Raw genomic sequence first — 26,021 nt, forward strand, 5'->3', positions numbered from 1 at the left:
CGATGGCGGATCAGACGGCCAAATTGACGCTGGGCGACAGGAACTTTGATTACAAGGTGTTGTCCGGCTCGGTCGGCCCCGACGTGATCGACATCCGCAAGCTGTATGGCGACAGCGGTGCCTTCACCTACGACCCTGGCTTCACCTCGACGGCGAGCTGCGAATCCAAGATCACCTATATCGACGGCGATCAGGGCATCCTGCTCCACCGCGGCTATCCGATCGACCAGCTGGCCGAGCAGTCCAGCTTCATGGAGGTGGCCTACCTCCTTCTGAACGGCGAGCTGCCCAGCCAGAGCGAGCTGGACAAGTTCGTCACCACCATCACCCGCCACACCATGGTGCATGAGCAGCTCAGCACCTTCTTCCGCGGTTTCCGCCGCGATGCCCATCCGATGGCGATCCTGTGCGGCGTGGTCGGCGCGCTGTCCGCCTTCTACCATGATTCGACCGACATCGAGGATCCGCAGCAGCGCGTCATCGCCAGCTACCGGCTGATCGCCAAGATGCCGACGATCGCGGCGATGGCCTATAAATATTCGCTGGGCCAGCCGTTCGTTTATCCGAAGAACGACCTCAGCTACACCGCCAACTTCCTGCGCATGACCTTCTCGGTCCCGGCCGAGGAGTATGAGCCCGATCCGGTGATCGTGGACGCGATGGACAAGATCTTCATCCTCCACGCCGATCACGAGCAGAACGCCTCCACCTCCACGGTGCGCCTGGCCGGATCCTCGGGCGCCAATCCGTTCGCGTGCATCGCTGCGGGCATCGCCTGCCTGTGGGGCCCGGCCCATGGTGGCGCCAACGAAGCCGCGCTCAACATGCTGCGCGAGATCGGCACGCCCGATCGCATTCCGGAATATATCGCTCGCGCCAAGAACAAGGACGATCCGTTCCGGCTGATGGGCTTCGGCCACCGCGTCTACAAGAATTTTGATCCGCGCGCGAAGGTGTTGTCCAAGGCGGCAACCGACGTGCTCGACAAGCTCGGCATCGACGACCCGGTCCTCAACACCGCCCGCGAGCTGGAGCAGGTCGCGCTCAACGACCCCTATTTCATCGAGAAGAAGCTCTACCCCAACGTCGATTTCTACTCGGGCGTGATCCTGTCGGCGATCGGCTTCCCGACGACGATGTTCACGGTGCTGTTCGCGCTGGCCCGTACGGTCGGCTGGGTGGCGCAGTGGAACGAGATGATCTCCGATCCGGCCCAGAAGATCGGCCGCCCGCGTCAGCTCTATTCGGGTGCGACGCAGCGCGATTACGTCTCGGTCGACAAGCGCTAGGTGGTCCGGGGGGAGCCGCGGCTCCCCCTAGCCTTTCAACGCCCGCCACTGCAGGCGGAAGAAGCTGCCCGCCGCCCATAGCGCCAGCCCGGCCAGCGCCCAGCGGCCATAGCCCGCCAGCACGACCGGCGCCGCCGCCCACAGCATGGGCTCCGGCGCGGCCGACCAGCGTTCCGGCCGCAACCGGGCGATCCGCCCCTCGTTGCGCGCGGCGAGCAGGAAGGCGAGCGTGACGCCGCCGAGCATCAGCGGCTCCCAGCCCGGCTGGCCGGAATGGCGCCAGCCATAGAGCATCAGCCCCGCCGCCATCGCGCCCAGCCTCACCTGTCGCCAGCGCGGGCCGATCCGCGTCGCCTCCAGCCGGATCGTCGCCAGCCGCCGGCCCAGCCGATCCATCGGCGCGGACGCAATCAGCGCGGCCAGCCCCGCCCCGACCGGCCCGAACCCCAGCGTCAGCGCGCCTGCCACCGCCACCGCCACCGCCCCGATGCGGAGCCATCGCGCCTCGATCGGGCGATCCATCGTCCAGGCGATAACCGCCCGCTCCACGGCCGAGCCCTCGTTCTGGAGCAGCACATCGGCGAGCCCCGCCGCCGCGCCCGCGTCGGCGATGCGCTGCACATCCCCGGGCTCGGCCGGAATGCGCGCCGCCACGCCGACACGCGCGCGCAGCAAGGTCAGCTCCAGATCCCAGTCGCCCAGCATCGCCGCGGTTTCGGCCAGCGCCCCGGCATCCATCAGCGCCACGCCGGCCCAGCGCGTCACCGCGTCGATCCGCTCCCAATCCTCGCGACCCGGCGCATCGGCGAAGACGAGCATCGCCGGCGCCGCTGCCCCGGCCACCTCCTCAAGGGCCTCGAGCGAGGGCAGCACGCCGTCCGCGATCAGGAGCGGCGTCGCGCCATCCGGCAATTTTCCGGAGGCGTCCGCGGCGCCCAGCGCGACCCGGGCGGTGATCCCGTCGGCACGCAGCCGATCCAGCACTGCGGCCAGTTCCGGCGGCAGGCGATCGACGACGACAAGAAGATCCTGCGCCCCGACCCGCGCCGCGCGCCGCGCCTGATGCTCGATCAGCGGCCGGCCGGCGACGGGCAGGAGCGCGCGCAGGCCGCCGGGACGGGCGGCATCCTCGCGAACGGCGGCAATGAGCGCGGTGAGCGGCAAGCGGTCGTCCCGATCGTTACGCGACAGGGATAGGCCCGAACGGGGCCGGCCGCCAAGGGGCAACGGCCCTCAGGCGGCGAGTGCCTCCGTCGCGCGGCCGACGGCTGCCAGCGCATCGGCATCGCCGACGCGGGAACAGGCGGCGCTGTCTGCGGCGGCCATCAGATCAGTGGCGCCGAAGCTCGCCGCGCAGCCCTTCAGCCGCCATGCGGCGTTGCGCCACTCGGTGACCGTCGCGGCGCTGGCCAGCGCCAGCCCGTGACGGCCGAGGCTTTCCAGGAAAGCGGCGCGCAATTCCGCCCGCAAATCAGCATCGTCACCACCAGCGGCGGCGAGCGCTTCCTCGAGCGAAAGGGCGTCATGCTTCATGGTGCGGGATCCTGGCAGGAAAAGGTTGAGCAGAGGTTGCTGCGAAGACCCTTTCCCGCGGGCCGAAAGATGATACCAGAACGGCATGAACACCGGGGCTCAAAAAACGGGAAGCTGGGACAACGCGTCCGTGCCTGAAACGATCCACGCGGAGGCGCCAGAAGATTCGCCCGTCCCAGCCGCCCCGAACTGGGACGCGGCGGTGGCCGAATCCACCTCGGCGAGCCCGCTGCGCACCGTTGCCGGGGTCGTGATCGCGCTGGCGGCGCTGGCCTGGCTGGCCGCCCTCGCCTGGATCATGCTCGGTAGCGGCGCCGCGTTCGCCCCCTATGCACGCGATGCCGCGCTCGCCTGCGTGCCGCTCACCCTGCTCGCCGCGCTGTTCGTGGTGCTGCGCGGCGGCAATGCGCTGCGCTTCGGCGGCAATGCCGCGGCGATCGAGGCGCAGGCGCGCGCGCTGGACGGGCAGCTCGAGTCGCTGGGGCGCCGCCTCGCCGCCGACCGCGCGGCGCTCGCCGATCATGCCCGCGCCATCGCCGCCGCTGGCAGCGAGGCGAGCGGCAGGCTCGCCGAGACGAGCGCCACCATGCAGGCCGACGCCGCCTTGCTGTCGCGCGAGGGGCGGACGCTGGAATATGCCGCCGCCGCCGCCCGCACCGACCTCGCCGTGCTCATGGAATCCATGCCCCGCGTCGAGCAGGAGGCGCGCGCCGTGGCCGCGGCGCTGCGCGATTCCGGGGCACAGGCGACGGACAAGCTGCAGGCGCTGGGCGCCGCGCTCGCCACCCTCGTCGAGCAGGGGCGCGCCGTGGACGCGACGGCCGGCGGCGCCGCCGAACGGCTGACGACGCAGATCGGCCGCCTCGACAGCGCCGGGGAGCTTGCCGCGCAGCGCATGGATGACGCCGCTCGCCGCCTCGCCACCGTCGTCGACGAGGCGCTGGTCAACGCCGCGGAGGCGCTGGAGCGCAGCCGCGCCGGGATTGACGAGCAGGCCGCGGCGATGCGCGCCCTGCTCGAACAGGCGCGCTCCGCGCTCGCCCAGGCCGGAACCGAGGCGCATGACAGTGCCGCCGGCCGGCTCTCCGCCCTCCTCGCCCAGGTCGACATGATCGGTGACAGGCTCGGGGCGCATGACGCCGTGCTCGGCGGGCTCGGCGGCAATATCGACGCGCTTGAGGATCGGTTCGCGCGGCTCGGCGAGAGCGGCTTTGCCGAAAGCCAGCGGCTCGCCGCCGCCGTCCAGTCCGTGGTTTCCTATGCCGAGCAGGTGCGCGACGGGCTGGTGGTGGGCGGCGATGTCGCCGATGCGCTGATCACCCGCGCCACCCTGCTTTCCGAACGGCTGGAGGCGCCCGCGCGCCAGCTTCACGAGGTGATGCCCGAGGCCATGCAGCGCCTCGAGCAGCAGGCGCGGCGCGGTCTCTCCACGGTCGTCGAGATGGCGCCGCAGCTTGCCCGGCTCGACGAGGCGATGGCCGGCATCGGCGGGCGGCTGGACGGCGTCGCCGCCGCGCTCGCCGCGCAGGTCGAGGCGAGCACCGGCCTCGTCGCCGAGATCGACCGGCAGCTCGCCGTCGCCACCGATCACGCCCGCACCCTCGACGGGGCGATCGGCGAAGCGGATGCATCGGCGAAGCGCGTCGCGGATGGCTCGGTCGCGGCGCTGGTCGACGCCATGGTGCGCGTGCGCTCCACCGCCGCCCAGGCGGCCGAGCGCGCCCGCGAAGTGATCGCCGCGGTTATCCCGGACAGCGCGGAAGCGCTCGCCCGCGCCGGGGAGCAGGCGCTGGCCGATGGCGTCACCCGCGCGGTGGAAGGGCAGATCGCGCGGCTTCAGTCCGCATCCGAAGAGGCCACCGCCGCCGCCCGCCATGCCGCCGACCGGCTGGCCGGGCAGATGCTGCACCTCGCCGAAACCACTGCCGCCGTCGAGCAACGCATCGCCTCGGCTGAGGAAAAGGCGCAGGCTGCGCACCTCGACAACTTCCCGCGTCGCGCCGCGCACCTTATCGACGCGCTCAACTCGGCGTCGATCGACGTCGCCAAGATCCTGTCCAGCGAAGTCACCGACACGGTGTGGGCCGCCTATCTCAAGGGCGACCGTGGCGTGTTCACCCGCCGCGCCGTGCGCCTGCTGGAGTCCGGCGACGCTCGCGATATCAACCGCCTCTACGCCGAGGATGCCGAGTTCCGTGATCAGGTGAACCGCTATGTCCACGACTTCGAGGCGCTGCTCCGCCCGATCATGGCCGGCCGCGACGGCGCCCCGCTGGCCGTAACCCTGCTCGGCTCCGACATGGGCAAGCTGTACGTGGCGCTGGCCCAGGCGATCAGCCGGCTGCGGAATTAGGCGGCGCCGGCCTGCGGCCGCCGTCCTCGTCACCGTCACCCGGCTTGATCCGGGGTCCATCCATCCTCGCGCGCAGCCCCTTGTGCCGGCATGGATACTGAATCAAGTTCAGCATGACGAGGTTGGCGGGGGCTGGCGGGTGGCTGCACGACCCCAACCGTCACCCCGGACTTGATCCGGGGTCCATCCATCCGCATGCGCAGGCGCTTGTGGCAGCGCGGATGCTGAATCAAGTTCAGCATGACGGGGGTGGGCGGGGGCTGGCGGTGGCGCACGACCCGAAGCCGTCACCCCGGACTTGATCCGGGGTCCATCCATCCTCGCGCGCAGCCGCTTGTGGCCGCGTGGATGCTGAATCAAGTTCAGCATGACGGACGTGGACGGGGGCCGGCGGTGGCGCACGACCCGAAGCCGTCACCCCGGACTTGATCCGGGGTCCATCCAACCTCGCGCGCAGCCGCTTGTGGCGGCGCGGATGCTAAATCAAGTTCAGCATGGCGGAGGTTGGCGGGGGCTGGCGGGTGGCTGCGCGCTTCCAACCCGTCACCCTGAACGTGATTCACGGTCCATCCCTCGGCGCGGCGCGGACAGCGGTTGGGCTCGCCAATCCCAGCGAGGGCGCCAAATCCGCCCATTGCGGGTTTGCGTCTCGATCAGCGCGATCTTCCATTCCCGCCGCCAGCCCTTGAGATGCTTCTCCCGCGCGATCGCGGTGGGCATGTCTTCATACATCTCGAAATGGACCAGCCGCCGCACGTCGTAACGGGCGGCGAACCCTTCCCGTGCCGGTGCTATGCTGGTGGAGACGCCTCGCAAGGTCCGACGTCACCCCGACATGGAGCGTGCCGTTCCGTTTGCTGGCGAGGATGTAGACGCAAGGGTGGCGATCCATGGCTTTGCGCAAGGTGATGAGTGGATGCTGAATCAAGTTCAGCATGACGCCGGTAGGCGGGCGGTCGCACCCCGATTCCGCCCCGGACTCGCTCGGGGAGGAATAAAAAAGGGCCGGCCCCGCAGGACCGGCCCTTCTTCAGGCATTCAGGGATGAGTTGCTCGGATCAGACAGGCACGGCGACCCCGCCGGCGGCGAAGTCAGTCGCGTCGAAGGCCGACGCGGCGACATTCTCGACCTTGATCACGGTGTCGATCACCGTGCTGCCGGCCGCGCCCTCATGCGAGAACAGATAGGTGTGGCCGCCAAACTCCAGCGCGGCCACAGCGTGGTCCGTGCCAGTGCCCGCGTCATAGGTATTGAGCAGCTGCTGCGCGTAATTCCGCGCCGCGATCAGCGTACCGAAGCTGGTGCCGCTGTTGTCGGTCAGAACCACCGCGTCAACCGCATCGTCGGCACCTTCCTCTGATTCAGACAGAACCTGCGGGAGAAGGATCTTGTCTTCGCCGTCGACGAAGTCGGCGATGATGTCGACAACGTTGGCGAGAGTGCCGGCACCAACGGCCGCGTCACCCGCCGCGAACGAGAAGACGTCGGCGCCGTCGCCACCGAAGAGCACATCAAGGCCCACGCCACCCAAGATGGTGTCCGCGCCGAGATCGCCATAGATGATGTCGTTGCCTTCATCACCCGTGATGAGGTCGTTGTTCTGGCCGCCACGCAGAATGTCGTTGCCTTCATTCCCGTGGATCACATCGTTGCCGAGGTTGCCGTTGACGACGTCATTGCCCCCGCCACCATTGATGGTGTCGGCGTCCTGGCCGCCGCGGATGACGTCATCGCCCAGGCCACCATCCAGCGAGTCAGTGCCGACATTGCCCTGGATATAATCATTGCCAGCGCCGCCGCTAATGACGTCATTGCCGTCCGTCACGCCGACATCGGAGACGTTGGAGTTGCCGTAGAGGTGATCGTTGCCGAGACCGCCAACGATCGTGTCGTTGCCGACGCCACCAAAGACATAGTCATGGCCGGCACCGCCATCGATGCCGTCACCGCCGCCGAGGCCATAGATCACGTCATCGCCGTCAGTGCCGGCCAGCGTGTTGACGCCACCGTCACCGAGGATCAGTGACGACTTATCACCGAAAATGAGGTCCGCGCCGATCAGGGCGTTAGACGGGAAGATCAGCGCCTTGCCATTAACGGTCAGCGTCGTGGACGCGCTGGTGAGGGACGTGCCCGCCGCAGCGGACACGCCGACATCGATGGCGCTGACCGTGGTGTCGAAGAACTGAATCGTGTTCTCCCCGGCCGTGAGTCCGGCCGCGTCGTCCTGAGTCATGTTCTCGAAGATAAAGGTAGCCATCTGGGAATCTCTCCAATCGACTGCAAACAGGTCTGGGACCGGATGCCCAAGCGGCACGTGCACCGCCGGCCTCCGCGGTGCACGGACTGCGGGCTCAATCGATCCCGGTTCCGAGACCCCCTTTGCGCCATATATGATGGTCAAGTCAATACAGCTGCGTATCGTATAGAGATTGCGATCGACTTGATCCGCACGCAGCCGGCGGGTAATGCGTTCCGGCGCCGTCGAAAAGTGAGTTCTACCCGCGCCCATGCTCATCCGGCCGCAGCAGGGCGTGCGCCCAGGGCGGTAGCGTCCGGGCTGGCTGAGCCGGGGTCAGGTCAGGGGTGACGAAGCCTTGGGAGGGGGGCGTGGCGACGGGCGCGCCTCGGCGGCCAGTATCATGGGCCGCCATTGAAACAGGATCACGCAGGCGATACGACGCAGCGTCGCCGGCTTACCCGATCAGGTCAGCCGGTTCGGCGGGGAGAAAAAGTCCAGCATGTCGGGCGTGATCCAGCCATAGACATAATTCAGATAGAAGGCAAAGAACATCACGGTCGAGACAATCGTGGTGCGGATCACGACCTTTTTCGCATCATATCGATGCGGCGCTGAATCGGCCTGGCCGGGGATACGGTCCCCGCCGGTCTCGTCGGTGGTGCGCACGCCCATGGGCAGAACGAAGAACACGCACAGCGACCAGAACAGAAAATAGATCGCCAGCGCCGATGTCCACCGCATGGGCTCGCCCTCCTCAGACGTTCAGCAGCATCACGTCGACAACCGGCTTCTTGCCGGTCCAGCGCGTCGCGCAACGGCGCACGGCAAGGCGGATGGCCTCGCGCAGCTTCTCGCGATCGCGGCCGCCGCCCGCTGCGGCTTCAGCCGCTGCCTCCTCGGCATCGGCGAGGAAGTCGGCGCGGTCCTCCTCCACGGGCAGGCCCTGGATGGAGATGGCGGGCGTGCCGGCCAGCCGGCCCCTGCCGTCCAGCGCGACGCCCACGGCGACGAGACCGTTCAGCGCGAGCTTGCGCCGCTCGTTCATGGTGCCGCCATCGGCGGGCAGGATCACGTCCCCGTCGAGCACCAGCCGCCCGGCCCGCTCATGGCCGATCGCCAGCGGGCCGTCAGGCGCGAGGCGGAGCAACGTGCCGTTTTCCTGCACGATCGCCTTGGGCACGCCCTTCTCCAGCGCGAAGCGGGCCTGCTCAGCCATATGGCGCCGCTCGCCATGCACGGGCAGCACGATCTCCGGCCTGATCCAGCGATACATCAGCTCCAGCTCGGGCCGCCCCGGGTGACCCGAGACGTGGACATGGGCCTGCCGGTCGGTGATCATCTGGATGTTCTTCGCGGCGAGCGCATTCTGGATGCGGCCGATCGCCATCTCGTTGCCGGGGATCTGCTTGGACGAGAAGACGACAAGGTCACCCTCGCTGAGCTTGATCTTGTGGCTGTCGAAGGCGATGCGGGCGAGGGCGGCGCGGGATTCCCCCTGCCCGCCGGTGGCGACGATCATCACGTCGCGCGGCGGCAGGCGCATCGCCGTGTCGAAATCAATCGTCTCGGGGAAATCACGGAGATAGCCGGTCGCTTTGGCGACCTTCAGGATGCGATCCAGCGAGCGGCCGGCGACGCAGAGCTGCCGTCCGGTATCGCGCGCCACCTCGCCCAGCGTCTGCAGGCGTGCGGCGTTCGATGCGAAGGTGGTGACGAGCACGCGGCCCCTGGCAGCGGAGATGACCCCGTCCAGCCCCTCGCGCACCGCCGCCTCTGAGCCGGAGGCATCCTCGTTGAAGACGTTGGTGGAATCGCCGACCAGCGCCAGCACGCCCTTGTCGCCGATCGCCTCCAGCTCGGCGGCGGTGGAGGGCGTGCCGAGCAGCGGCTGCTCGTCCAGCTTCCAGTCGCCGGTGTGGAAGACGCGGCCATAGGGCGTCTCGATCAGGACGGCATTGCCCTCCGGGATCGAATGGGCGAGCGGCACATAGGTGAAGCCGAACGGCCCCAGGCGGAAGCTGCCCTCATTCTCGATGATGTTGAGCTTCACCTGTCCGCCCAGCCCCTCCTCGTCCAGCTTGCCCTGGATGAGCCCGGCGGTGAACGGCGTCGCATAGAGCGGCACGCCGAGATCGGCGGCGAGATAGGGGATGGCGCCGATATGATCCTCATGCCCATGGGTGAGGACGATGCCGAGCAGGTCGCCGCGCCGCTCCTCGATGAACTCGAGGTCGGGCAGGATGAGGTCGATCCCCGGATAGGCCGGATCGGCGAAGGTGAGGCCGAGATCGACCATCACCCATTTGCCCTGGCAGCCGTAGAGGTTGACGTTCATGCCGATCTCGCCTGACCCGCCAAGGGCGAGGAAGAGCAGCTCATTTCCGGGCTTTGTCACTGTTTATGTTATCTTTCGTACAAGATTCGTCGGGCGTCAGGCGGCGCGGTGGCGCGCATAGAACAGCCATAGCCCCTGTATGGTCAGGTCCGGCTCGATGACATCGAAAACGCGGGTCCGCCCCTGGAACAATGTGGCGAGCCCGCCCGTGGATACAAGCGTTGCCGGCCGGCCGATTTCGCGGCGCAAACGATCTACCAGGCCCTCGATCATCGCCACATAGCCCCAATAGATGCCGGTCAGCATCTGGCTTTCGGTGGTGCGGCCGATCACCGCGTCGGTGGTCGGCTCGGCGATGGCGATGCGCGGCAGCTTGGCTGCCGCCGACACCAGCGCATCGAGCGACAGGTTGAGGCCGGGCGCGATGATGCCGCCATGATAGGTGCCCTCCCCGTCGATGACATCGAAGGTGGTGGCGGTGCCGAAATCGACGATGATCAGGTCGCCGGGATGCTTGGCATGGGCGGCGATGGCGTTGACGACACGATCGGCGCCGACATTGTTGGGCTCGTCGACGTCGAGGCGGATCGGCCAGTCGAGCGGCGGCCGGCCGGCGACCAGCGCGCGCTGGCCGAAATATTTGCTGGCCAGCACCTCCAGATTGTGGAGCGCGCGCGGCACCACGGTGGCGATGATCACCGCCTCCACGCGATCCCGCCTCAGCCCTTCGAGCTGGAGCAGCTGGTGGAGCCACACCGCATATTCGTCCGCGGTGCGGCGCGGATCGGTGGCGATGCGCCAGCGGGCGCGGATTTCCCCGGCGCGCTCGCCGTCGGTCTCGACCATGGCGAAAACGATGTTGGTGTTGCCGGCATCGATGGCGAGCAGCATCGCGAGAACCTCTCAGACCAGGAACACGTCACCGGCGTGGATGACACGCACGGCGCCGTCCGCCAAGCGCAGGCGGAGCGCGCCCGACGTATCCAGACCGTCGAACAGCCCTTCGATCGCTGGCCCCTCGGCGATACGCACGGCCAGCGCCGAGCCCAGCGGATGGGCGCGCTCCAGCCAGCGGGCGCGCACCGGATCATGCCGGGCCCCGCTCCGCCAGCGGCCCAGCCAATAGGCGAAGCTGTCGGCAAGGTCGGCGAGCAGGTCGGCCGGATCGGGCGCGCTGCCGGTGAGCGCAGCGACGCTGGTCGTGGCGCGGCCGAGATCGCCCGGATGATGGGCGAGATTGACGCCCATGCCGATGACGACGCCGCCGCCCTCGCGCTCCATCAGGATGCCGGCGATCTTGGCGCCGCCGACGAGCAGGTCGTTCGGCCATTTGATGCGCAGGTCCGCCTCGGGCAGCCGCGGGCTCAGCACCTGATCCAGCGCGACCGCCGCGACCAGCGACAGGGTGCCGGGGGCCGGATCCGTCTCGCGCAGGCGGACGAGCGTGGAGACGTAGAGATTGCCCCCCTCGCTCACCCAGCGGCGGCCGTGGCGGCCCCGCCCCGCTTCCTGCCGCTCGGCGCGCAGCCACAGGCCCTCCGGCTCACCGGCAGCGGCCAGCGCCAGCATGTCGGCGTTGGTCGATCCGGTGACGGCGACCGTCAGGATGCGCGCCGTCATCAGCTCTTAGAAAAGCGCGTGCGCCGCCGCCAGGCTGATCCCGCCGAGCACGGGGATGGCGAGATAACCGAACGGCGAGATCAGCGCCGCCGTCACCGCGATCAGGCCGCCTTCAAGCGGAGATTCGGACGGGGCAAAGGCCGGCGCCGGCTCGTCGAAGTACATCGTCTTGACGATCTTCAGATAATAATAGGCGCCGACCACCGAGCCGACCGCGCCGGCCACCGCCAGCGGGAACAGGCCGGCGCGGGTCGCCGCGTCGAACACCAGGAATTTCGGCCAGAAACCGAACAGCGGCGGGATGCCGGCGAGGCTGAACATGAACATCATCAGCGCGCCGGCCAGCATCGGCCGGGTCCGGGCGAGACCGGAAAGGTCGGCGATGCCCTCGCGCAGATTGCCGTCGGCGTCGCGCATCTGAAGGATGCAGAGGAAGGCGCCCAGCGTCATGACGATATAGACCGCCATATAGGTCATCGTCGCCGCCACGCCCGCCTCGGTGCCGGCGGCGAGGCCGATCAGCGCGAAGCCGACATTGTTGATCGAGGAATAGGCGAGCAGCCGCTTCATGCTGGTCTGGCCGATCGCCGCCACCGCGCCAAGCACGATCGAGGCTAGCGCGGTGAAGATGATGATCTGCCGCCACGCATCATAGGCCGGGCCCATCGCCTCGACAGCGACGCGGACGAGCAGGCCCATCGCCGCCACTTTCGGCGCGGAGGCGAAGAAGGCGGTGACCGGCGTCGGCGCGCCTTCATAGACGTCCGGCGTCCACATGTGGAACGGCACCGCCGAGATCTTGAAGGCGAGGCCCGCCAGCACGAAGACGATGCCGAACAGCAGGCCGGCCGAGAATTCTCCGCCCATCGCCTGGGCGACGCCGCCATAGCTGGTCGTGCCCGAGAAGCCGTACAGCAACGAGATGCCGTAGAGCAGGATGCCCGAGGCGAGCGCGCCCAGCACGAAATATTTGAGGCCGGCTTCGGCAGCGCGGGTGTCACGCCGGGTGAAACTCGCCAGCACATAGGCGGCGAGGCTCTGCAGCTCGAGGCCGACATAAAGGGTGAGCAGGTCGAGCGCCGAGACCATCATCCCCATGCCGACCGCCGAGAACAGGATCAGCACCGGATACTCGGCGCGCATCTCGCCGTTGCGCTCGAAATAATTGGGCGCGATCAGCAGCGCGACCGCCGTCGCCGCATAGATGAGCAGCTTGGCGAAGTCGGAGAAGGCGTCGGCGCGGTAAAGGCCGCCAAAGCCGTCGCCATGGCCGCCCGGCGCGATCAGCGCGACCGCGCCGGCGACGACCAGCAACGCCACCGCGGCCAGCGTGATGCCGCGCGAGGAGCCGTCGCCGCCCCACGCGGCGGCGAGCATGAGCAGGATGGCGCCGATCGAAAGGATCAGCTCCGGAAGTGCGAGCAGGAGCGAGGCGGACATCAGTGCGCCTCCCCGTGCGCGGCTACATTATTGGCGGCATGACCGGCCGGCGCGGGATGGCCGGCGGTGGGCCGGGCATCGGATGGCGGCGCCGCCCGCTCGATCCGGGCGATCACCCGCCCGACATCGGCGCGCATCGGCGCGATGAAGCTTTCCGGATAGACGCCCATCCAGATCACGATGATGCCGATCGGCAGCAGCATCGCCACTTCGCGCGGGCTAAGGTCCAGCATCGCCGCCACGTCGGGCTTGTCGAGCGGGCCATAGACGACGCGGGCGTAGAGATAGAGCGCGTAGGTCGCACCGAGGATCACGCCGGTGGTGGCGACGAACGCCACCCAGCTATTGGCGTGATAGGCGCCGAGCAGGCTGAGGAACTCGCCGACGAAGTTGGACGTGCCCGGCAGGCCGACCGACGCCATGGTGAACAGCAGGAAGAAGAAGGCGTATTTCGGCATGTTCTCGACGAGGCCGCCATAGCGGGCGATCTCGCGCGTGTGCAGCCGGTCATAAACCACGCCGACGCACAGGAAGAGCGCGCCCGACACCAGGCCATGGCCCAGCATCACCATCATCGCGCCCTCCAGGCCCTGGCGATTGAAGGTGAACAGGCCGATCGTCACGAACGCCATGTGCGCCACCGACGAATAGGCGATCAGCTTCTTCATGTCGGTCTGCACCAGCGCGACCAGCGAGGTGTAGACCACGGCGATCATCGAAAGGCCCATCACCAGCCAGAAGAACTGGCTGGACGCCTCCGGAAACATCGGCAGCGAATAGCGGATGAAGCCATAGCCGGCGAGCTTCAGCATCACGCCCGCCAGGATCACCGAGCCCGCGGTCGGCGCCTCGACGTGCGCGTCGGGCAGCCAGGTGTGGACCGGCCACATCGGCATCTTCACCGCGAAAGACGCGAAGAAGGCGAGGAACAGCCAGGTCTGGGCATGGACCGGGAAATCATGCGCCATCAGCTCGGGCACGTAGGTGGTGCCCGCCTCGTTCACCATCCACAGCATCGCGATCAGCATCAGGATCGAGCCGAGCAGCGTGTAGAGGAAGAATTTGTAGCTGGCGTAGATGCGCCGCGCGCCGCCCCAGATGCCGATGATCAGGTACATCGGGATCAGGCCGGCTTCGAAGAACAGGTAGAACAGGAAGATATCCTGCGCCATGAACACGCCCAGCAGCAGCGTCTCCATCACCAGGAAGCACGCCATATATTCCGGCACGCGCTTGGTGATCGATTCCCAGCTGGCGAGGATGCAGATCGGCATCAGGAACACCGTCAGCACGATCAGCAGCATGGCGATGCCGTCGATGCCGAGCGCCCAGGCGAAGCGGCCGAAAACCGGGGCATTCTCGACGAACTGCCACTGGGCGCCGGCCGGGTCGTAGCCGACCCACAGCACCACGCCCAGCGCGAGATCGACCAGCGTGGTGATCAACGCCACGCGCCGCGCCGTCGCGTCGTCCACGAACAGGCAGGCGATGGCGCCGAGCACGGGAACGGCGAGCAGAAGAGAGAGGATCGGGAAGCTCATCGGATCAGCGCACCATCGCCCAGGTCGCGAGACCGGCGAGGCCGAGCAGCATCACCAGCGCATAAGTGTAGACATAGCCGGACTGGAGCCGACGAGCGGCCGCGCCGGTGGCGGAGACGACCCAGGAAATACCGTCCGGGCCGAAGCGGTCGATCGTGCCCTGGTCGCCGCGCTTCCACAGGAAGCGGCCGATGGCGAAGGCAGGCTTCACGAACACGAAATCATACAGCTCGTCCCAATACCATTTGTGGAGCAGGAAGCTGTACAGACCGCGGAACGTCGCCGTGAAGCGGCCCGGGATCGAAGGATCGCGGATATAGGCCATCCACGCCGTGAGCAGGCCGATCAGCATGACGATGCCCGGCGACAGCTTCACCCACAAGGGCACTTCGTGGCTGGCGTGGACGAGATGCTCGTTGAAGGCGATCGCGCCCTTCCAGAAATGCTCGCCGGCGTCCGCGCCGACGAAGGCGCCGGCGAAGACGAAACCGGCGAAGATCGCGCCCAGCGACAGCACGCCGAGCGGGATCATCATCGGGATCGGGCTCTCGTGCGGGTGATAGCCGGCGGTGCCATGCACCACATCCTCGGCGCCCGGATCATGCGCGGTCGGCTCATGGCCGGCGCCCTCGTCCGGCGCGACATGGTCCGCGTCCTGCTGATGCTGCGCGTGGCCGTGATCATGGTCATGGTCGTGCCCGTGCCCGTGGGCGTCGTGCACGGCATGCTGGATGTGCTCGCTCGCCGCCCAGCGCGGCGTGCCGAAGAAGGTCAGGAACACCAGCCGCCAGGAATAGAAGCTGGTCAGCAGCGCCGCGAAGATGCCGACGAAGAACGCGATGCCGCCCGCCTGCGTCGCGCTGGCATAGGCGCTCTCGATGATCGCGTCCTTCGAATAGAAACCGGCAAAGCCGAACACGTCGATGATGCCGACGCCGGTGATCGCCAGCGTGCCCGCGGTCATCGCCGCGAACGTCCACGGGATCGACTTACGCAGCCCGCCATAGAAGCGCATGTCCTGCTCATGGTGCATGGCATGGATCACCGAGCCCGCGCCAAGGAACAGCAGCGCCTTGAAGAAGGCGTGGGTGAACAGGTGGAACATCGCCGCGCCATAGGCGCCGACGCCTGCCGCAAAGAACATGTAGCCGAGCTGCGAGCAGGTCGAATAGGCGATGACCCGCTTGATGTCGGTCTGCGTCGTGCCGACGGTCGCGGCGAACAGCGCGGTCGCCGCGCCGACATAGGTGACGACAGTGAGCGCGGCATGGCTCGTCTCGAACATTGGCGACAGCCGGCAGACCATGAACACGCCCGCCGTCACCATCGTCGCGGCGTGGATCAGCGCCGACACCGGCGTCGGGCCTTCCATCGCATCCGGCAACCAGGTGTGCAGGCCGAGCTGGGCCGACTTGCCCATCGCGCCGACGAACAGCAGCAGGCAGAGCAGCGTCATCGTGTCGACGCGATAGCCGAGGAAGCCGATGGTCGAGCCCGCCATGCCCGGCGCCGCCTCCAGGATCGCCGGGATCGAAACGGTGCCGAACACCAGGAACGTCCCGAAAATGCCGAGCGAGAAGCCGAAATCGCCGACGCGATTGACCACGAACGCCTTGATTGCCGCCGCGTTCGCCGATGGCTTGTGATACCAGAAGCCGATCAGCAGGTAGGAAGCGAGGCCCACCCCTTCCCAGCCGAAGAACATCTGGACGAGGTTGTCCGACGTCACCAGCATCAGCATCGCGAAGGTGAACAGCGACAGATAAGCGAAGAAGCGCGGCTGCGACGGATCCTCCGCCATATAGCCCCAGCTGTAGAGGTGGACGAGCGCCGAAACGGTCGTCACCACCACCAGCATCACCGCCGTCAGCGTGTCGACGCGCAACGCCCAGTCGACCTTGAGGTCGCCGGACACGATCCAGGTCAGCACATGGGCGACCTGCGCCTCGCTGCTGCCCGACAGATAGCCGAGGAAGATCGGCCAGGCGAGCGCGCAGGAGATGAACAGCGAAGCCGTGGTGACGGCCTTCGCCGGCACATTGCCGATGATGCGCCCGCCCAGGCCGGCGACGATCGCCGCGAGAAGGGGGAGGAAGACGAGGAGCTGGATCACGGGATTGTCAGCCCTTCATCCGGTTGATGTCGTCGACCGCGATGGTGCCGCGGCCGCGGAAATAGATGACGAGGATGGCGAGCCCGATGGCCGCCTCGCCGGCCGCCACCGTCAGCACGAACATCGCGAACACCTGTCCCACCAGATCGCCGAGATAGGCGGAGAAGGCGACGAGGTTGATGTTCACGCTGAGCAGGATCAGCTCGATCGCCATCAGGATGATGATCACGTTCTTCCGGTTGAGGAAGATGCCGAGCACGCCGGTCACGAACAGGATCGCCGAGACGATCAGGAAATGCTGGATGCCGATCACAGCTCCACTCCCTCACCAACCGGCTGGTTGACGTTGCGCACCGCGTCTTCCGGGCGGCGCATGTTCTGGCGCGTGATATTCTGCGAGCGGGTGCCAGCGCGGCCGCGATGGGTGAGCACGATCGCGCCGATCATCGCCACCAGCAGCACCAGCCCCGCCGCCTCGAACACGTAGAGATAGCGGGTGTAGAGCAGCGCCCCCATCGCATGGATGTTGGGCAGATCGCTCGGCGCCGGCCCGGCGCGCTGGGTGAGCGCGAGGCCGCCCGCCTGCCATGCGCCGACGGCGAAGATCATCTCCGCGAGCAGCACCGCTGCGACCATCAGGCCGAACGGCAGATAGCGGGCGAATCCGGCGCGCAGCTCGGCGAAGTCGATGTCGAGCATCATCACCACGAACAGGAACAGCACCGCGACCGCGCCCACATAGACGATGACGAGCAGCATCGCGATGAACTCCGCGCCGACCAGCAGCATCAGCCCCGCCGCGTTGAAGAAGGCGAGAATCAGCCAGAGCACCGAGTGCACCGGGTTGCGCGCCGTCACGGTGAGCGCACCGGCGGCGATCACCAGGATGGCGAACAGATAAAAGGCGATCGTCTGGATCACGGTCTCGCGGGTGCCCCCTGTGACAGTGCGGCGTTACGTATTGCGGCGCGGCTTAACGATAGGGTGCGTCGGCGGCAAGGTTCGCCGCGAGCGCAGGTTCCCATCGATCGCCGTTCGAGAGGAGCTTGGCCTTGTCATAGATCAGCTCCTCGCGGGTTTCGGTCGAATATTCGAGGTTCGGGCCCTCGACGATCGCATCCACAGGGCAGGCTTCCTGGCAGAAGCCGCAGAAGATGCACTTGGTCATGTCGATGTCGTAGCGCGTCGTGCGGCGCGAGCCGTCGGCGCGGGGCTCGGCCTCGATGGTGATCGCCTGCGCCGGACACACCGCCTCGCATAGCTTGCAGGCGATGCACCGCTCCTCCCCGTTCGGATAGCGCCTGAGCGCGTGCTCGCCGCGGAAGCGAGGGCTCAGCGGGTTCTTCTCGAACGGATAGTTGATCGTCGCTTTCGGCTTGAAGAAATACTTCAAGGTCAGCGCGTGCGCCTTCACGAACTCCCAGAGAGTGAAGGACTTGATGAAATGTGCGACGCTCATGCGCCATACCTCGTCAGCATGAGATAGCCGGAGACCAGGAACACCCAGATCAGCGAGAACGGCAGGAATACCTTCCAGCCGAGCCGCATCAGCTGGTCATAGCGATACCTCGGCACCGTCGCCTTCACCCAGGAGAAGATGAAGAAGAAGGCGAAGATCTTGATGAACAGCCAGATGATGCCCGGCACGACATAAAGTGGCGCCCAGTCGATCGGCGGCAGCCACCCGCCCCAGAACAGCGTGGCATTCAGCGCGCACATCAGCAGCACGTTGCCATATTCGCCCAGCCAGAACAGCGCGAACGACATCGATGAATATTCGGTCTGATAGCCGGCGACGAGTTCGCTCTCAGCCTCGGTCAGGTCGAACGGCGCGCGTTGCGTCTCGGCCATCGCCGAGATCAGGAACACCACCGCCATCGGGAACAGCAGCGGGTTGAAGCCGAAGCCGTTGACGAGGCCGAGGATATGTCCCTTCTGCGCCAGCACGATGCCGGACAGGTTGAACGTGCCCGCCCACAGCACGACCGTGATCAGCACGAAGCCGATCGAAACTTCGTAGCTGACCATCTGCGCCGCGGCGCGGATCGCCGAGAAGAACGGATATTTGGAATTGGATGCCCAGCCGGCAAGGATGATGCCGTAGACGCCGAGCGACGACGCCGCGAGGATATAGAGCAGGCCGACATTGATGTCCGCCAGCACCATGCCCGCCCCGAACGGGATCACCGCCCAGGTGATCAAGGCCACCGTGAAGGTGATGATCGGCGCGATCAGGAACAGGCCGCGATTGGCCGCCGACGGGATGATCGTCTCCTGCAGGAAGACCTTGAGGCCGTCCGCGAAGGACTGGAGCAGCCCGAACGGGCCGACCACGTTCGGCCCCTTGCGCAGCGCCATCGCTGCCCAGATCTTGCGATCGGCATAGATGATCATCGCTACCGCCAGCATCAGCGGCAGCGCGATGATCAGGATCAGGATCAGCGTGGCGAGGAACCAGCCGAAACCATAGCCGAGATAATCCTGGAACAGCGCGGTCATTCTGCGGCCTCCAGGAAGGTCTCGCCGTGGAGGATTTCGGCCGAGCAGCGCTGCATGGTCGGGCTCGCCCGGCAGATCGCGTTGGTCAGATAAAAGTCCTTGATCGCCGCCCCGATCGGGCCGGTCGGCGCCGGGCCGGACAGCGACGGGCGCTGCCAGGCGATATCGGCGAGGCCGAGCTGGCCAAGCGCCGGCACTTCGCGCGCCATCGCGGCACGCAGCTGCTCGAACGTGTCGAAACCCAGCGTCAGGCCCAGCACGTCGGCCAGCGCGCGGAAGATCGTCCAGTCCTCGCGCGCGTCGCCGGGCGCGAACACCGCTCGCTCGCCACGCTGCACCCGGCCCTCGAGATTGACCCAGGTGCCCGACTTTTCGGTATAGGCCGCCCCCGGCAGCACCACGTCCGCCGCCGCCGCGCCGGCATCGCCGTGATGACCGACATAGACCTTGAAGCTCTGCTCGAAGCGGCTGAAATCCACCTCGTCGGCGGCCAGGAAGAAGACCAGCCTGGGCGCCTGCGCGACGATGTCGGCGATGCCGCCGGCCTGCGCATAGCCGAGCATCAGGCCCGCCATCCGCGCCGCCGAGAAGTGCAGCACGTTATAGCCGTTCCACCCGTCGCGGATCAGGCCGAGCGTGTCGATCAGCCCGAGGCTGGCGGCCTGCGCGCCCTCCGGCTTCAGCGCCGCGCCGCCGACGATCAGCGCCGGGCGCTGCGCCTTGCCGAACGCCTCGACCAGCTCCTTCGGCAGATCACCGAGCAGCGACAGGTCATTGCCGAGCCACGTCACCTTGTAGGTGAGATCCACCTCCGGCCCGATCGCCCATACCCTGGCGCCGCGCTTCACCGCCTTGCGGATGCGCGTGTTGACGAGCGGCGCTTCCCAGCGGACGTTCGAGCCCAGGATGAGGATCGCGTCCGCCGTCTCGATGCCGGCGATGGTGGTGTTGAAATTGACCGCCGACAGGCTCGACACGTCATAAGCGAGGCCGGTCTGCCGGCCCTCCAGCATCGTCGAGCCCATCGCCCGCACCAGCGCCTTGGCAGCGAACATCGTCTCGGCATCGACGAGATCGCCGGCGATCGCGGCCGCGCTCGCGCCCGCATTCGCCGCGCGGATCGCCGCGAACGCCTCGTCCCAGCTGGCGGCGACGAGCCGGCCGTTCTTGCGCACGAAGGGCTTGTCCAGCCGGCTGCGCACCAGCCCGTCGACGGCATGGCGCGTCTTGTCCGACGCCCATTCCTCGTTGACGTCATCGTTGATGCGCGGCAGCGCGCGCAGCACCTGACGGCCGCGGCTGTCGAGGCGGATATTGGTGCCGACCGCGTCCATCACGTCGATCGCCGGCGTCTTCTTCAGCTCCCACGGCCGCGCCTCGAAGGCGTAGGGCTTGGAGGTGAGCGCGCCCACCGGGCAGAGATCGACGACATTGCCCGAAAGCTCCGACGTGATCGCCTTCTCCAGATAGGAGGTGATCTGCATATTCTCGCCGCGGCCGATCGCGCCGATCTCCTCGACGCCGGCCACTTCCTCGGCGAAGCGCACGCAGCGCGTGCACTGGATACAGCGGGTCATCACCGTCTTCACGATCGGACCCATGTACTTCTCGGTCACCGCCCGCTTGTTCTCGTGGAAGCGGCTCTGGCCGCGGCCATAGGCGACGGACTGGTCCTGCAGGTCGCACTCCCCGCCCTGATCGCAGATCGGGCAATCGAGCGGGTGGTTGATGAGCAGGAATTCCATCACGCCCTCGCGGGCCTTCTTGACCATCGGCGACATGGTCTGGATTTCCTGGCCGTCGGCAGCCGGCAGCGCGCAGCTCGCCTGCGGCTTGGGCGGCCCGGGCTTCACCTCGACAAGGCACATGCGGCAATTGCCGGCGATCGACAGCCGCTCATGATAGCAGAAGCGCGGGATTTCCTTGCCGGCGGCCTCGCAAGCCTGCAGCACGGTAGCGCCCGCAGGGACTTCGACCTCGATCCCGTCGACGGTGAGTTTAGGCATTATTCTTCTCTGCAGTTACGACGGGAGCGGCCGAAGCCGCCTCGCGATACAGGATTTCGGCGAACAGGCCACCAAGCAGCGCCTTGGTGAAGGTCAGGTTTGCACCCTGCGGCACGCACGCATTGAACTGCGCCGCCAGCGCGGCATAGCCTGCATTTTCCGCAGCGCTGCCGACCGGCGCGAGCACGACGGCGCACGTGTTCGCCGGATTGCGGCGCGCGACGCAATCGCCGAACTGGCGCAGCGCGACCGCTTGCTCCGCAGCAGTCCCCGACGGCTGGCCGGCGCCTTCCGAAAAATCCGGCGCTTGCGCGATCATTGCCGGAGCCGCGTTGCCAAAGGCGTGGCGGTAGAGAGCGATATCGATGGCGCCGCGCATCACCGGGCCGGCCATCTTCAGCCGTCCACCATTGAGGCATTCCGGTTCAGCGACGCCGTGCAGCGCCCTGGCTTCCTCGGGCGAATTCGGGAAGGGTTTGACGGCGGCTATCGCCTTCGCGCGAAAACGGCCGACCACACATTCACCGAACTCGACGGCGGTGGCCCTGGCGCGGGTCTGATCGGACATCGTGCCGGGCTGAGGAATGGATGCGGACTTCGCCTGCGGGATATGGCTGCCTGTCTCCGACTCCATGCGCTGCGCCACGGCCGGGGCTGCGAGCAGCGCCGCCACGCTGGCAAGCGACAGGAGAGGAAGGCGGGCAGCGATCATCACTCGGCCGCCACCGCCAGGTCGCTGCCGCGGCGTACATTGATCCGGCGCTCGATCTCCGGACGGAAATGGCGGATCAAGCCCTGGATCGGCCACGCCGCCGCGTCGCCCAGCGCGCAGATGGTGTGGCCCTCGACCTGCTTGGTCACTTCCTGCAGCATGTCGATCTCGGAAATGTCGGCCTCGCCGGTGCGCAGCCGCTCCATCACCCGCCACATCCAGCCGGTGCCCTCGCGGCACGGCGTGCACTGGCCGCAGCTCTCATGCTTGTAGAAATAGGACAGGCGGCTGATCGCGCGGACGATGTCGGTTGACTTGTCCATGACGATCACCGCCGCCGTGCCGAGGCCGGAGCCGAGCGCACGCAGGCCATCGAAATCCATCGGCGCGTCAATGATCTCGGCGGCCGGCACCAGCGGCACCGACGAGCCGCCCGGAATCACCGCCAGCAGATTGTCCCAGCCGCCGCGGATCCCGCCGGCATGCTTTTCGATCAGCTCGCGGAAGGGGACGCTCATCGCGTCCTCGACCACGCAGGGCTTGTTCACATGGCCCGAAATCTGGAAGAGCTTGGTGCCCTTGTTGTTGTCCCGCCCGAACTGGGTGAACCAGGAGGCGCCGCGCCGCAGGATGGTCGGCCCAACGGTGATGCTCTCGACATTGTTGACGGTGGTCGGGCAGCCATAGAGGCCGGCGCCGGCAGGGAAAGGCGGCTTGAGGCGCGGCTGGCCCTTCTTGCCCTCCAGGCTCTCGATCATCGCGGTCTCTTCGCCGCAGATATAGGCGCCGGCGCCGCGATGCACGAACACGTCGAAATCATAGCCGGAGCCGGCCGCGTTCTTGCCGAGGAAGCCGCGGTCATAGGCCTGGGCGACGGCGGCGAACAACGTCTCCGCCTCGCGGATGAACTCGCCGCGAATATAGATATAGGCGGCGCGCGCGCGCATCGCATAGCCGGCGATCAGCGCGCCCTCGATCAGCTTGTGCGGATCGTGGCGGATGATCTCGCGATCCTTGCACGAACCGGGCTCGGATTCGTCGGCGTTGATGACCAGGAAGCTCGGCCGCCCGTCCTTGGATTCCTTGGGCATGAAGCTCCACTTCATGCCGGTCGGGAAGCCGGCGCCGCCGCGGCCGCGCAGCCCCGAGGCCTTGATCTCGTCGATGATCGCGTCCTGGCCGCGCGCCATCAGCGCCTTGGTATCGTCCCAGTCGCCGCGCTTGATCGCCGCGTCTATGCCCCAATCCTGGAAGCCATAGACATTGGTGAAGATCCGGTCCTTGTCGTCGAGCATCAGCGACCCGCCCCTATCAGCTTCTCGGCGAGGAAATAGGCGCCCACGGCCAGCGCCAGCCCGATGGCGAGCGCGATCAGCCCCAGCGCCAGCTTGAACAGCAGCACCGCGGCGACGATGCCGATGACGAGGGCGATGGCGAAACTCATCACCAGCGGCTCCGATAATCGACATTGGCGTCGACCATCTCGGCAAGCGAGGTCGGGCCGCCTTCGGGGCAGCTCGTCTGCCGGGCGATCTGCGGCCCGGGCTTCGGCGTCTCGCCGCGGGCCAGCGCCTCGAGCAGCGCAGTCGTGCTGTCGAAGGTCAGGTCCTCGTAATTATCGTCGTTGATCTGGACCATCGGCGCGTTGGCGCAGGCGCCGAGGCATTCCACCTCGGTCAGCGTGAACAGGCCGTCGGGGGTGGTGTGCCCCTTCTTCAGGCCCTTCTTGTAGCAGGCGTCAAGCACGTCGTCGGAGCCGCGCAGCATGCACGGCGTCGTGCCGCATACCTGCACATGATAGCGGCCGACCGGCGCGAGATTGAACATGGTGTAGAAGGTCGCGACCTCGAATGCCCGGATGTACGGCATGTCGAGCTGGGCGGCGACATATTCGATCACCGGCACCGGCAGCCAGCCCTGGGTCTGCGTCTCGGCGCCGACCTGGCGCTGGGCAAGATCGAGCAGCGGCAGGATCGCCGAATGCTGGCGGCCGGCCGGATAACGGGCAATCACCACCTTGGCCCTGTCGGCGTTCTCGGCCGTCCAGGCAAAGCCGCCCCAGCGGGCGCGCGTCTCGGCTTCGTCAGGGATATGGGCTGCTTCAGCCATCAGCGGATGAACTCCACGCGAGAGCATTTCCCGCCCTCGAACGAATAAACGGACATGACCTCGAACTTGTCGCCATCCGGCGCGCGCGAGACCTTCTCGTGCAGCACCACGGTTTCGCCGAGCAGCCAGCTGCCGACGATCTCGGCGCGGTTTTGGGGGAATTGCGCGAACATCGCCTTGAGCCCGGCGCGCGTGCCTTCCTTGCCTTCCCGCACCACGGCACCGCGATAGGCCGCCTCGCAGGCGTCGTCGGTCATGAACGCGACATAGGCGTCGGCGTCCTGCGCGTTATAGGCCTCGATCATGGCCTCGGCGACGGCCAGGCGATCCCGGCTCACCGGTCGCACTCCCCGAACACGATATCCATCGCGCCGAGGATGGCGGTGGTGTCGGCGAGCATATGGCCACGGGACATATAGTCCATCGCCTGAAGATGGCTGAACGCGGTCGGCCGGATCTTACAGCGATAGGGCTTGTTGGTGCCGTCCGACACCAGATAGACGCCGAACTCGCCCTTGGGGCTCTCGGTGGCGACATAGATGTCGCCGGCCGGGACATGGAACCCCTCGGTGTAGAGCTTGAAGTGGTGGATGAGCGCTTCCATCGACTGCTTCATCTCGCCGCGCTTGGGCGGCACCACCTTGCGGTCGAGGCTGGAGATCGGCCCTTCCGGCATCTGGGCAAGGCACTGGCGGATGATCCGCATCGACTGGCGGACTTCCTCGACGCGCACCATGAAGCGATCATAGCAATCGCCGCGCGTGCCGACCGGCACGTCGAAGTCCATGCGATCATAGACGTCGTAGGGCTGCGACTTGCGGATGTCCCACGGGATGCCGGAACCGCGGATCATCGGGCCGGAAAAGCCCCACGCCACCGCATCATCCTTCGGCACCACGGCGATATCGACATTGCGCTGCTTGAAGATGCGATTGTCGGCGACGAGGCTGATCGCATCCTCGAACAGCTGCGGGCAGCGATTGTCGACCCAGTCGCCGATATCGGCGAGCAGCTTCAGCGGCACGTCCTGATGGACGCCGCCCGGCCGGAACCACGCCGCGTGCATGCGCGCGCCAGAGGCCCGCTCGTAGAAGCCGAGCGTGTCCTCGCGAATTTCGAACAGCCACAGGTTCGGCGTCATCGCGCCGACGTCCATGACGTGGCTGCCGAGGTTCAGCATGTGGTTGGAGATGCGCGTGATCTCGGCGAACAGCACGCGCAGATATTGCGCGCGCAGCGGCACTTCGAGGCCGAGCAGCCGCTCGATGGCGAGCACATAGCTGTGCTCCATGCACATCGGCGAGCAATAATCGAGCCGGTCGAAATAGGGCAGCGCCTGCAAATAGGTCTTGTACTCGATCAGCTTCTCGGTGCCGCGATGGAGCAGGCCGACATGCGGATCGACGCGCTCGACGATCTCGCCGTCCAGCTCCAGCACGAGGCGCAGAACGCCGTGCGCGGCCGGATGCTGAGGCCCGAAATTGATCGTGTAATTCTGGATCTCGACATCGCCGACGCTCGGCTTCTCGTCGGTGACCAGGGTTTCGAGGCGGTCGCTCACTTCTTCACCTCGTCGGCCTTGAGCGGGGTCGGCGCGCCCGGCGCCTGCGGCGCCTTCTCGTCGCCCGGCAGCACATATTCGGCGCCTTCCCACGGACTCATGAAATCGAAGGTGCGGAAATCCTGGGCGAGGCTGACGGGCTCGTACACCACGCGCTTGTGCTCTTCCGAATAGCGCATCTCGACATAGCCCGAGAGCGGGAAGTCCTTGCGCTGCGGATGGCCGCGAAAGCCATAGTCGGTGAGGATGCGGCGCAGGTCGGTGTTGCCGGCGAACAGCACGCCGTACATGTCGAACACCTCACGCTCCAGCCAGCCGGCGACGGGCCACAAGCTGGTCACTGTCGGCACCGGATGGGCATCGTCGGTCGACACATGGACGCGCAGGCGATGGTTGCGGGTCAGCGACAGCAGGCAATAGACCACCTCGAAACGCTCCTCGCGCTCCGGATAGTCGACGCCGGCAATCTCCATCAGCTGCTGATATTCGAGACCCTCGGTATCACGCAGCTGCATCATCGCCGAGGCAAGGTCGTCGCGGCGAACATGCAGCGCGATCTCGCCGACATGCACGCGCGCATCGATCAGCATGTCGCCGAGGGCAGCCTGCGCGGCCTCGATGACGCCGTCGTTCGATGCGTAGCGGGGGGCGGTATTATTGGCCATGG

Annotated in this window: 23 protein-coding genes and 2 pseudogenes; 2 read left to right on the forward strand and 23 right to left on the reverse strand. The window is 67.1% G+C overall.

The window, feature by feature from the left end:
• The first annotated feature begins 2 nt into the window (after positions 1-2).
• Positions 3-1,289, forward strand: a complete 1,287-nt coding sequence (locus KOF26_RS10350; protein ID WP_216324238.1) for a citrate synthase — start codon at positions 3-5, stop codon at positions 1,287-1,289.
• Between the two features lie 27 nt (positions 1,290-1,316).
• Here the strand turns inward: KOF26_RS10350 and KOF26_RS10355 are convergent, their stop codons facing one another.
• Both KOF26_RS10355 and KOF26_RS10360 read right to left on the reverse strand, forming a co-directional pair.
• The gene (locus tag KOF26_RS10355; protein WP_216324241.1) at positions 1,317-2,453 is read right to left on the reverse strand and encodes a hypothetical protein; all 1,137 of its coding nucleotides are present in this window, start codon (positions 2,451-2,453) and stop codon (positions 1,317-1,319) included.
• 69 nt (positions 2,454-2,522) lie between these two features.
• Complete coding sequence (locus tag KOF26_RS10360; protein WP_216324244.1) at positions 2,523-2,822, reverse strand: Hpt domain-containing protein; 300 nt, start codon at positions 2,820-2,822, stop codon at positions 2,523-2,525.
• Between the two features lie 202 nt (positions 2,823-3,024).
• On the opposite strand from KOF26_RS10360, the gene KOF26_RS10365 reads away from it, so the two are divergent.
• Positions 3,025-5,175 carry a coiled-coil domain-containing protein gene (locus KOF26_RS10365; RefSeq protein ID WP_216324247.1) on the forward strand — a complete coding sequence of 717 codons (2,151 nt, stop codon included), beginning with the start codon at positions 3,025-3,027 and terminating at the stop codon, positions 5,173-5,175.
• 559 nt (positions 5,176-5,734) lie between these two features.
• On the opposite strand, the pseudogene KOF26_RS10370 reads toward KOF26_RS10365, so the two are convergent.
• The 21 genes and pseudogenes from KOF26_RS10370 to KOF26_RS10470 all read right to left on the reverse strand — a co-directional run.
• A pseudogene (locus KOF26_RS10370) lies at positions 5,735-6,067 on the reverse strand (GIY-YIG nuclease family protein).
• A gap of 166 nt (positions 6,068-6,233) precedes the next feature.
• A complete protein-coding gene (locus KOF26_RS10375) occupies positions 6,234-7,436 on the reverse strand; it encodes a calcium-binding protein (RefSeq protein ID WP_216324250.1) in 1,203 nt (400 codons plus the stop codon).
• Between the two features lie 444 nt (positions 7,437-7,880).
• Entirely contained in the window at positions 7,881-8,159 is a 279-nt protein-coding gene (locus KOF26_RS10380) for a DUF1467 family protein (RefSeq protein ID WP_216324252.1), read from the reverse strand.
• A gap of 13 nt (positions 8,160-8,172) precedes the next feature.
• Entirely contained in the window at positions 8,173-9,753 is a 1,581-nt protein-coding gene (locus tag KOF26_RS10385) for a ribonuclease J (protein WP_216324886.1), read from the reverse strand.
• 96 nt (positions 9,754-9,849) lie between these two features.
• Positions 9,850-10,644, reverse strand: a complete 795-nt coding sequence (locus KOF26_RS10390; protein ID WP_216324255.1) for a type III pantothenate kinase — start codon at positions 10,642-10,644, stop codon at positions 9,850-9,852.
• A gap of 12 nt (positions 10,645-10,656) precedes the next feature.
• Entirely contained in the window at positions 10,657-11,373 is a 717-nt protein-coding gene (locus tag KOF26_RS10395; RefSeq protein ID WP_216324258.1) for a biotin--[acetyl-CoA-carboxylase] ligase, read from the reverse strand.
• A 6-nt stretch (positions 11,374-11,379) separates the two neighbouring features.
• Complete coding sequence (gene nuoN, locus KOF26_RS10400) at positions 11,380-12,813, reverse strand: NADH-quinone oxidoreductase subunit NuoN (RefSeq protein WP_216324261.1); 1,434 nt, start codon at positions 12,811-12,813, stop codon at positions 11,380-11,382.
• Positions 12,813-14,354, reverse strand: a complete 1,542-nt coding sequence (locus KOF26_RS10405) for an NADH-quinone oxidoreductase subunit M (RefSeq protein ID WP_216324264.1) — start codon at positions 14,352-14,354, stop codon at positions 12,813-12,815. Before KOF26_RS10405 ends, nuoN begins: the two co-directional genes overlap by 1 nt.
• A gap of 4 nt (positions 14,355-14,358) precedes the next feature.
• Positions 14,359-16,467: an NADH-quinone oxidoreductase subunit L gene (nuoL, locus tag KOF26_RS10410; RefSeq protein ID WP_216324267.1), complete on the reverse strand. Its 2,109-nt coding sequence runs from the start codon at positions 16,465-16,467 to the stop codon at positions 14,359-14,361.
• Between the two features lie 7 nt (positions 16,468-16,474).
• Positions 16,475-16,780 (reverse strand): NADH-quinone oxidoreductase subunit NuoK, encoded by a 306-nt coding sequence (nuoK, locus tag KOF26_RS10415; protein ID WP_216324270.1) that lies wholly within the window; start codon positions 16,778-16,780, stop codon positions 16,475-16,477.
• Positions 16,777-17,388, reverse strand: a complete 612-nt coding sequence (locus KOF26_RS10420; protein ID WP_216324273.1) for an NADH-quinone oxidoreductase subunit J — start codon at positions 17,386-17,388, stop codon at positions 16,777-16,779. The genes nuoK and KOF26_RS10420 overlap by 4 nt, the downstream gene beginning before the upstream one ends.
• Positions 17,389-17,440: 52 nt before the next feature.
• Positions 17,441-17,926 carry an NADH-quinone oxidoreductase subunit NuoI gene (gene nuoI, locus KOF26_RS10425; protein WP_216324276.1) on the reverse strand — a complete coding sequence of 162 codons (486 nt, stop codon included), beginning with the start codon at positions 17,924-17,926 and terminating at the stop codon, positions 17,441-17,443.
• Positions 17,923-18,966, reverse strand: a complete 1,044-nt coding sequence (gene nuoH / locus KOF26_RS10430; RefSeq protein ID WP_216324279.1) for an NADH-quinone oxidoreductase subunit NuoH — start codon at positions 18,964-18,966, stop codon at positions 17,923-17,925. Before nuoH ends, nuoI begins: the two co-directional genes overlap by 4 nt.
• A complete protein-coding gene (nuoG, locus tag KOF26_RS10435; protein WP_216324282.1) occupies positions 18,963-20,972 on the reverse strand; it encodes an NADH-quinone oxidoreductase subunit NuoG in 2,010 nt (669 codons plus the stop codon). Before nuoG ends, nuoH begins: the two co-directional genes overlap by 4 nt.
• The gene (locus tag KOF26_RS10440) at positions 20,965-21,684 is read right to left on the reverse strand and encodes a hypothetical protein (RefSeq protein WP_216324285.1); all 720 of its coding nucleotides are present in this window, start codon (positions 21,682-21,684) and stop codon (positions 20,965-20,967) included. The genes nuoG and KOF26_RS10440 overlap by 8 nt, the downstream gene beginning before the upstream one ends.
• Positions 21,684-22,979 carry an NADH-quinone oxidoreductase subunit NuoF gene (gene nuoF / locus KOF26_RS10445; RefSeq protein WP_216324288.1) on the reverse strand — a complete coding sequence of 432 codons (1,296 nt, stop codon included), beginning with the start codon at positions 22,977-22,979 and terminating at the stop codon, positions 21,684-21,686. Before nuoF ends, KOF26_RS10440 begins: the two co-directional genes overlap by 1 nt.
• A complete protein-coding gene (locus KOF26_RS10450; protein WP_216324946.1) occupies positions 22,979-23,131 on the reverse strand; it encodes a hypothetical protein in 153 nt (50 codons plus the stop codon). Before KOF26_RS10450 ends, nuoF begins: the two co-directional genes overlap by 1 nt.
• A complete protein-coding gene (locus tag KOF26_RS10455) occupies positions 23,128-23,793 on the reverse strand; it encodes a complex I 24 kDa subunit family protein (protein WP_216324291.1) in 666 nt (221 codons plus the stop codon). Before KOF26_RS10455 ends, KOF26_RS10450 begins: the two co-directional genes overlap by 4 nt.
• Complete coding sequence (locus KOF26_RS10460) at positions 23,793-24,131, reverse strand: nuclear transport factor 2 family protein (protein ID WP_363182228.1); 339 nt, start codon at positions 24,129-24,131, stop codon at positions 23,793-23,795. The genes KOF26_RS10455 and KOF26_RS10460 overlap by 1 nt, the downstream gene beginning before the upstream one ends.
• Positions 24,128-25,354 carry an NADH-quinone oxidoreductase subunit D gene (locus KOF26_RS10465; protein ID WP_216324294.1) on the reverse strand — a complete coding sequence of 409 codons (1,227 nt, stop codon included), beginning with the start codon at positions 25,352-25,354 and terminating at the stop codon, positions 24,128-24,130. Before KOF26_RS10465 ends, KOF26_RS10460 begins: the two co-directional genes overlap by 4 nt.
• Positions 25,354-26,019, reverse strand: a pseudogene (locus KOF26_RS10470) (NADH-quinone oxidoreductase subunit C); the annotation flags it as partial. The gene KOF26_RS10465 and the pseudogene KOF26_RS10470, both read right to left, overlap by 1 nt.
• Between the last annotated feature and the right edge of the window lie 2 nt (positions 26,020-26,021).

The organism is Sphingomonas quercus (assembly GCF_018863195.1).
GTDB classification, from domain to species: domain Bacteria; phylum Pseudomonadota; class Alphaproteobacteria; order Sphingomonadales; family Sphingomonadaceae; genus Solisphingomonas; species Solisphingomonas quercus.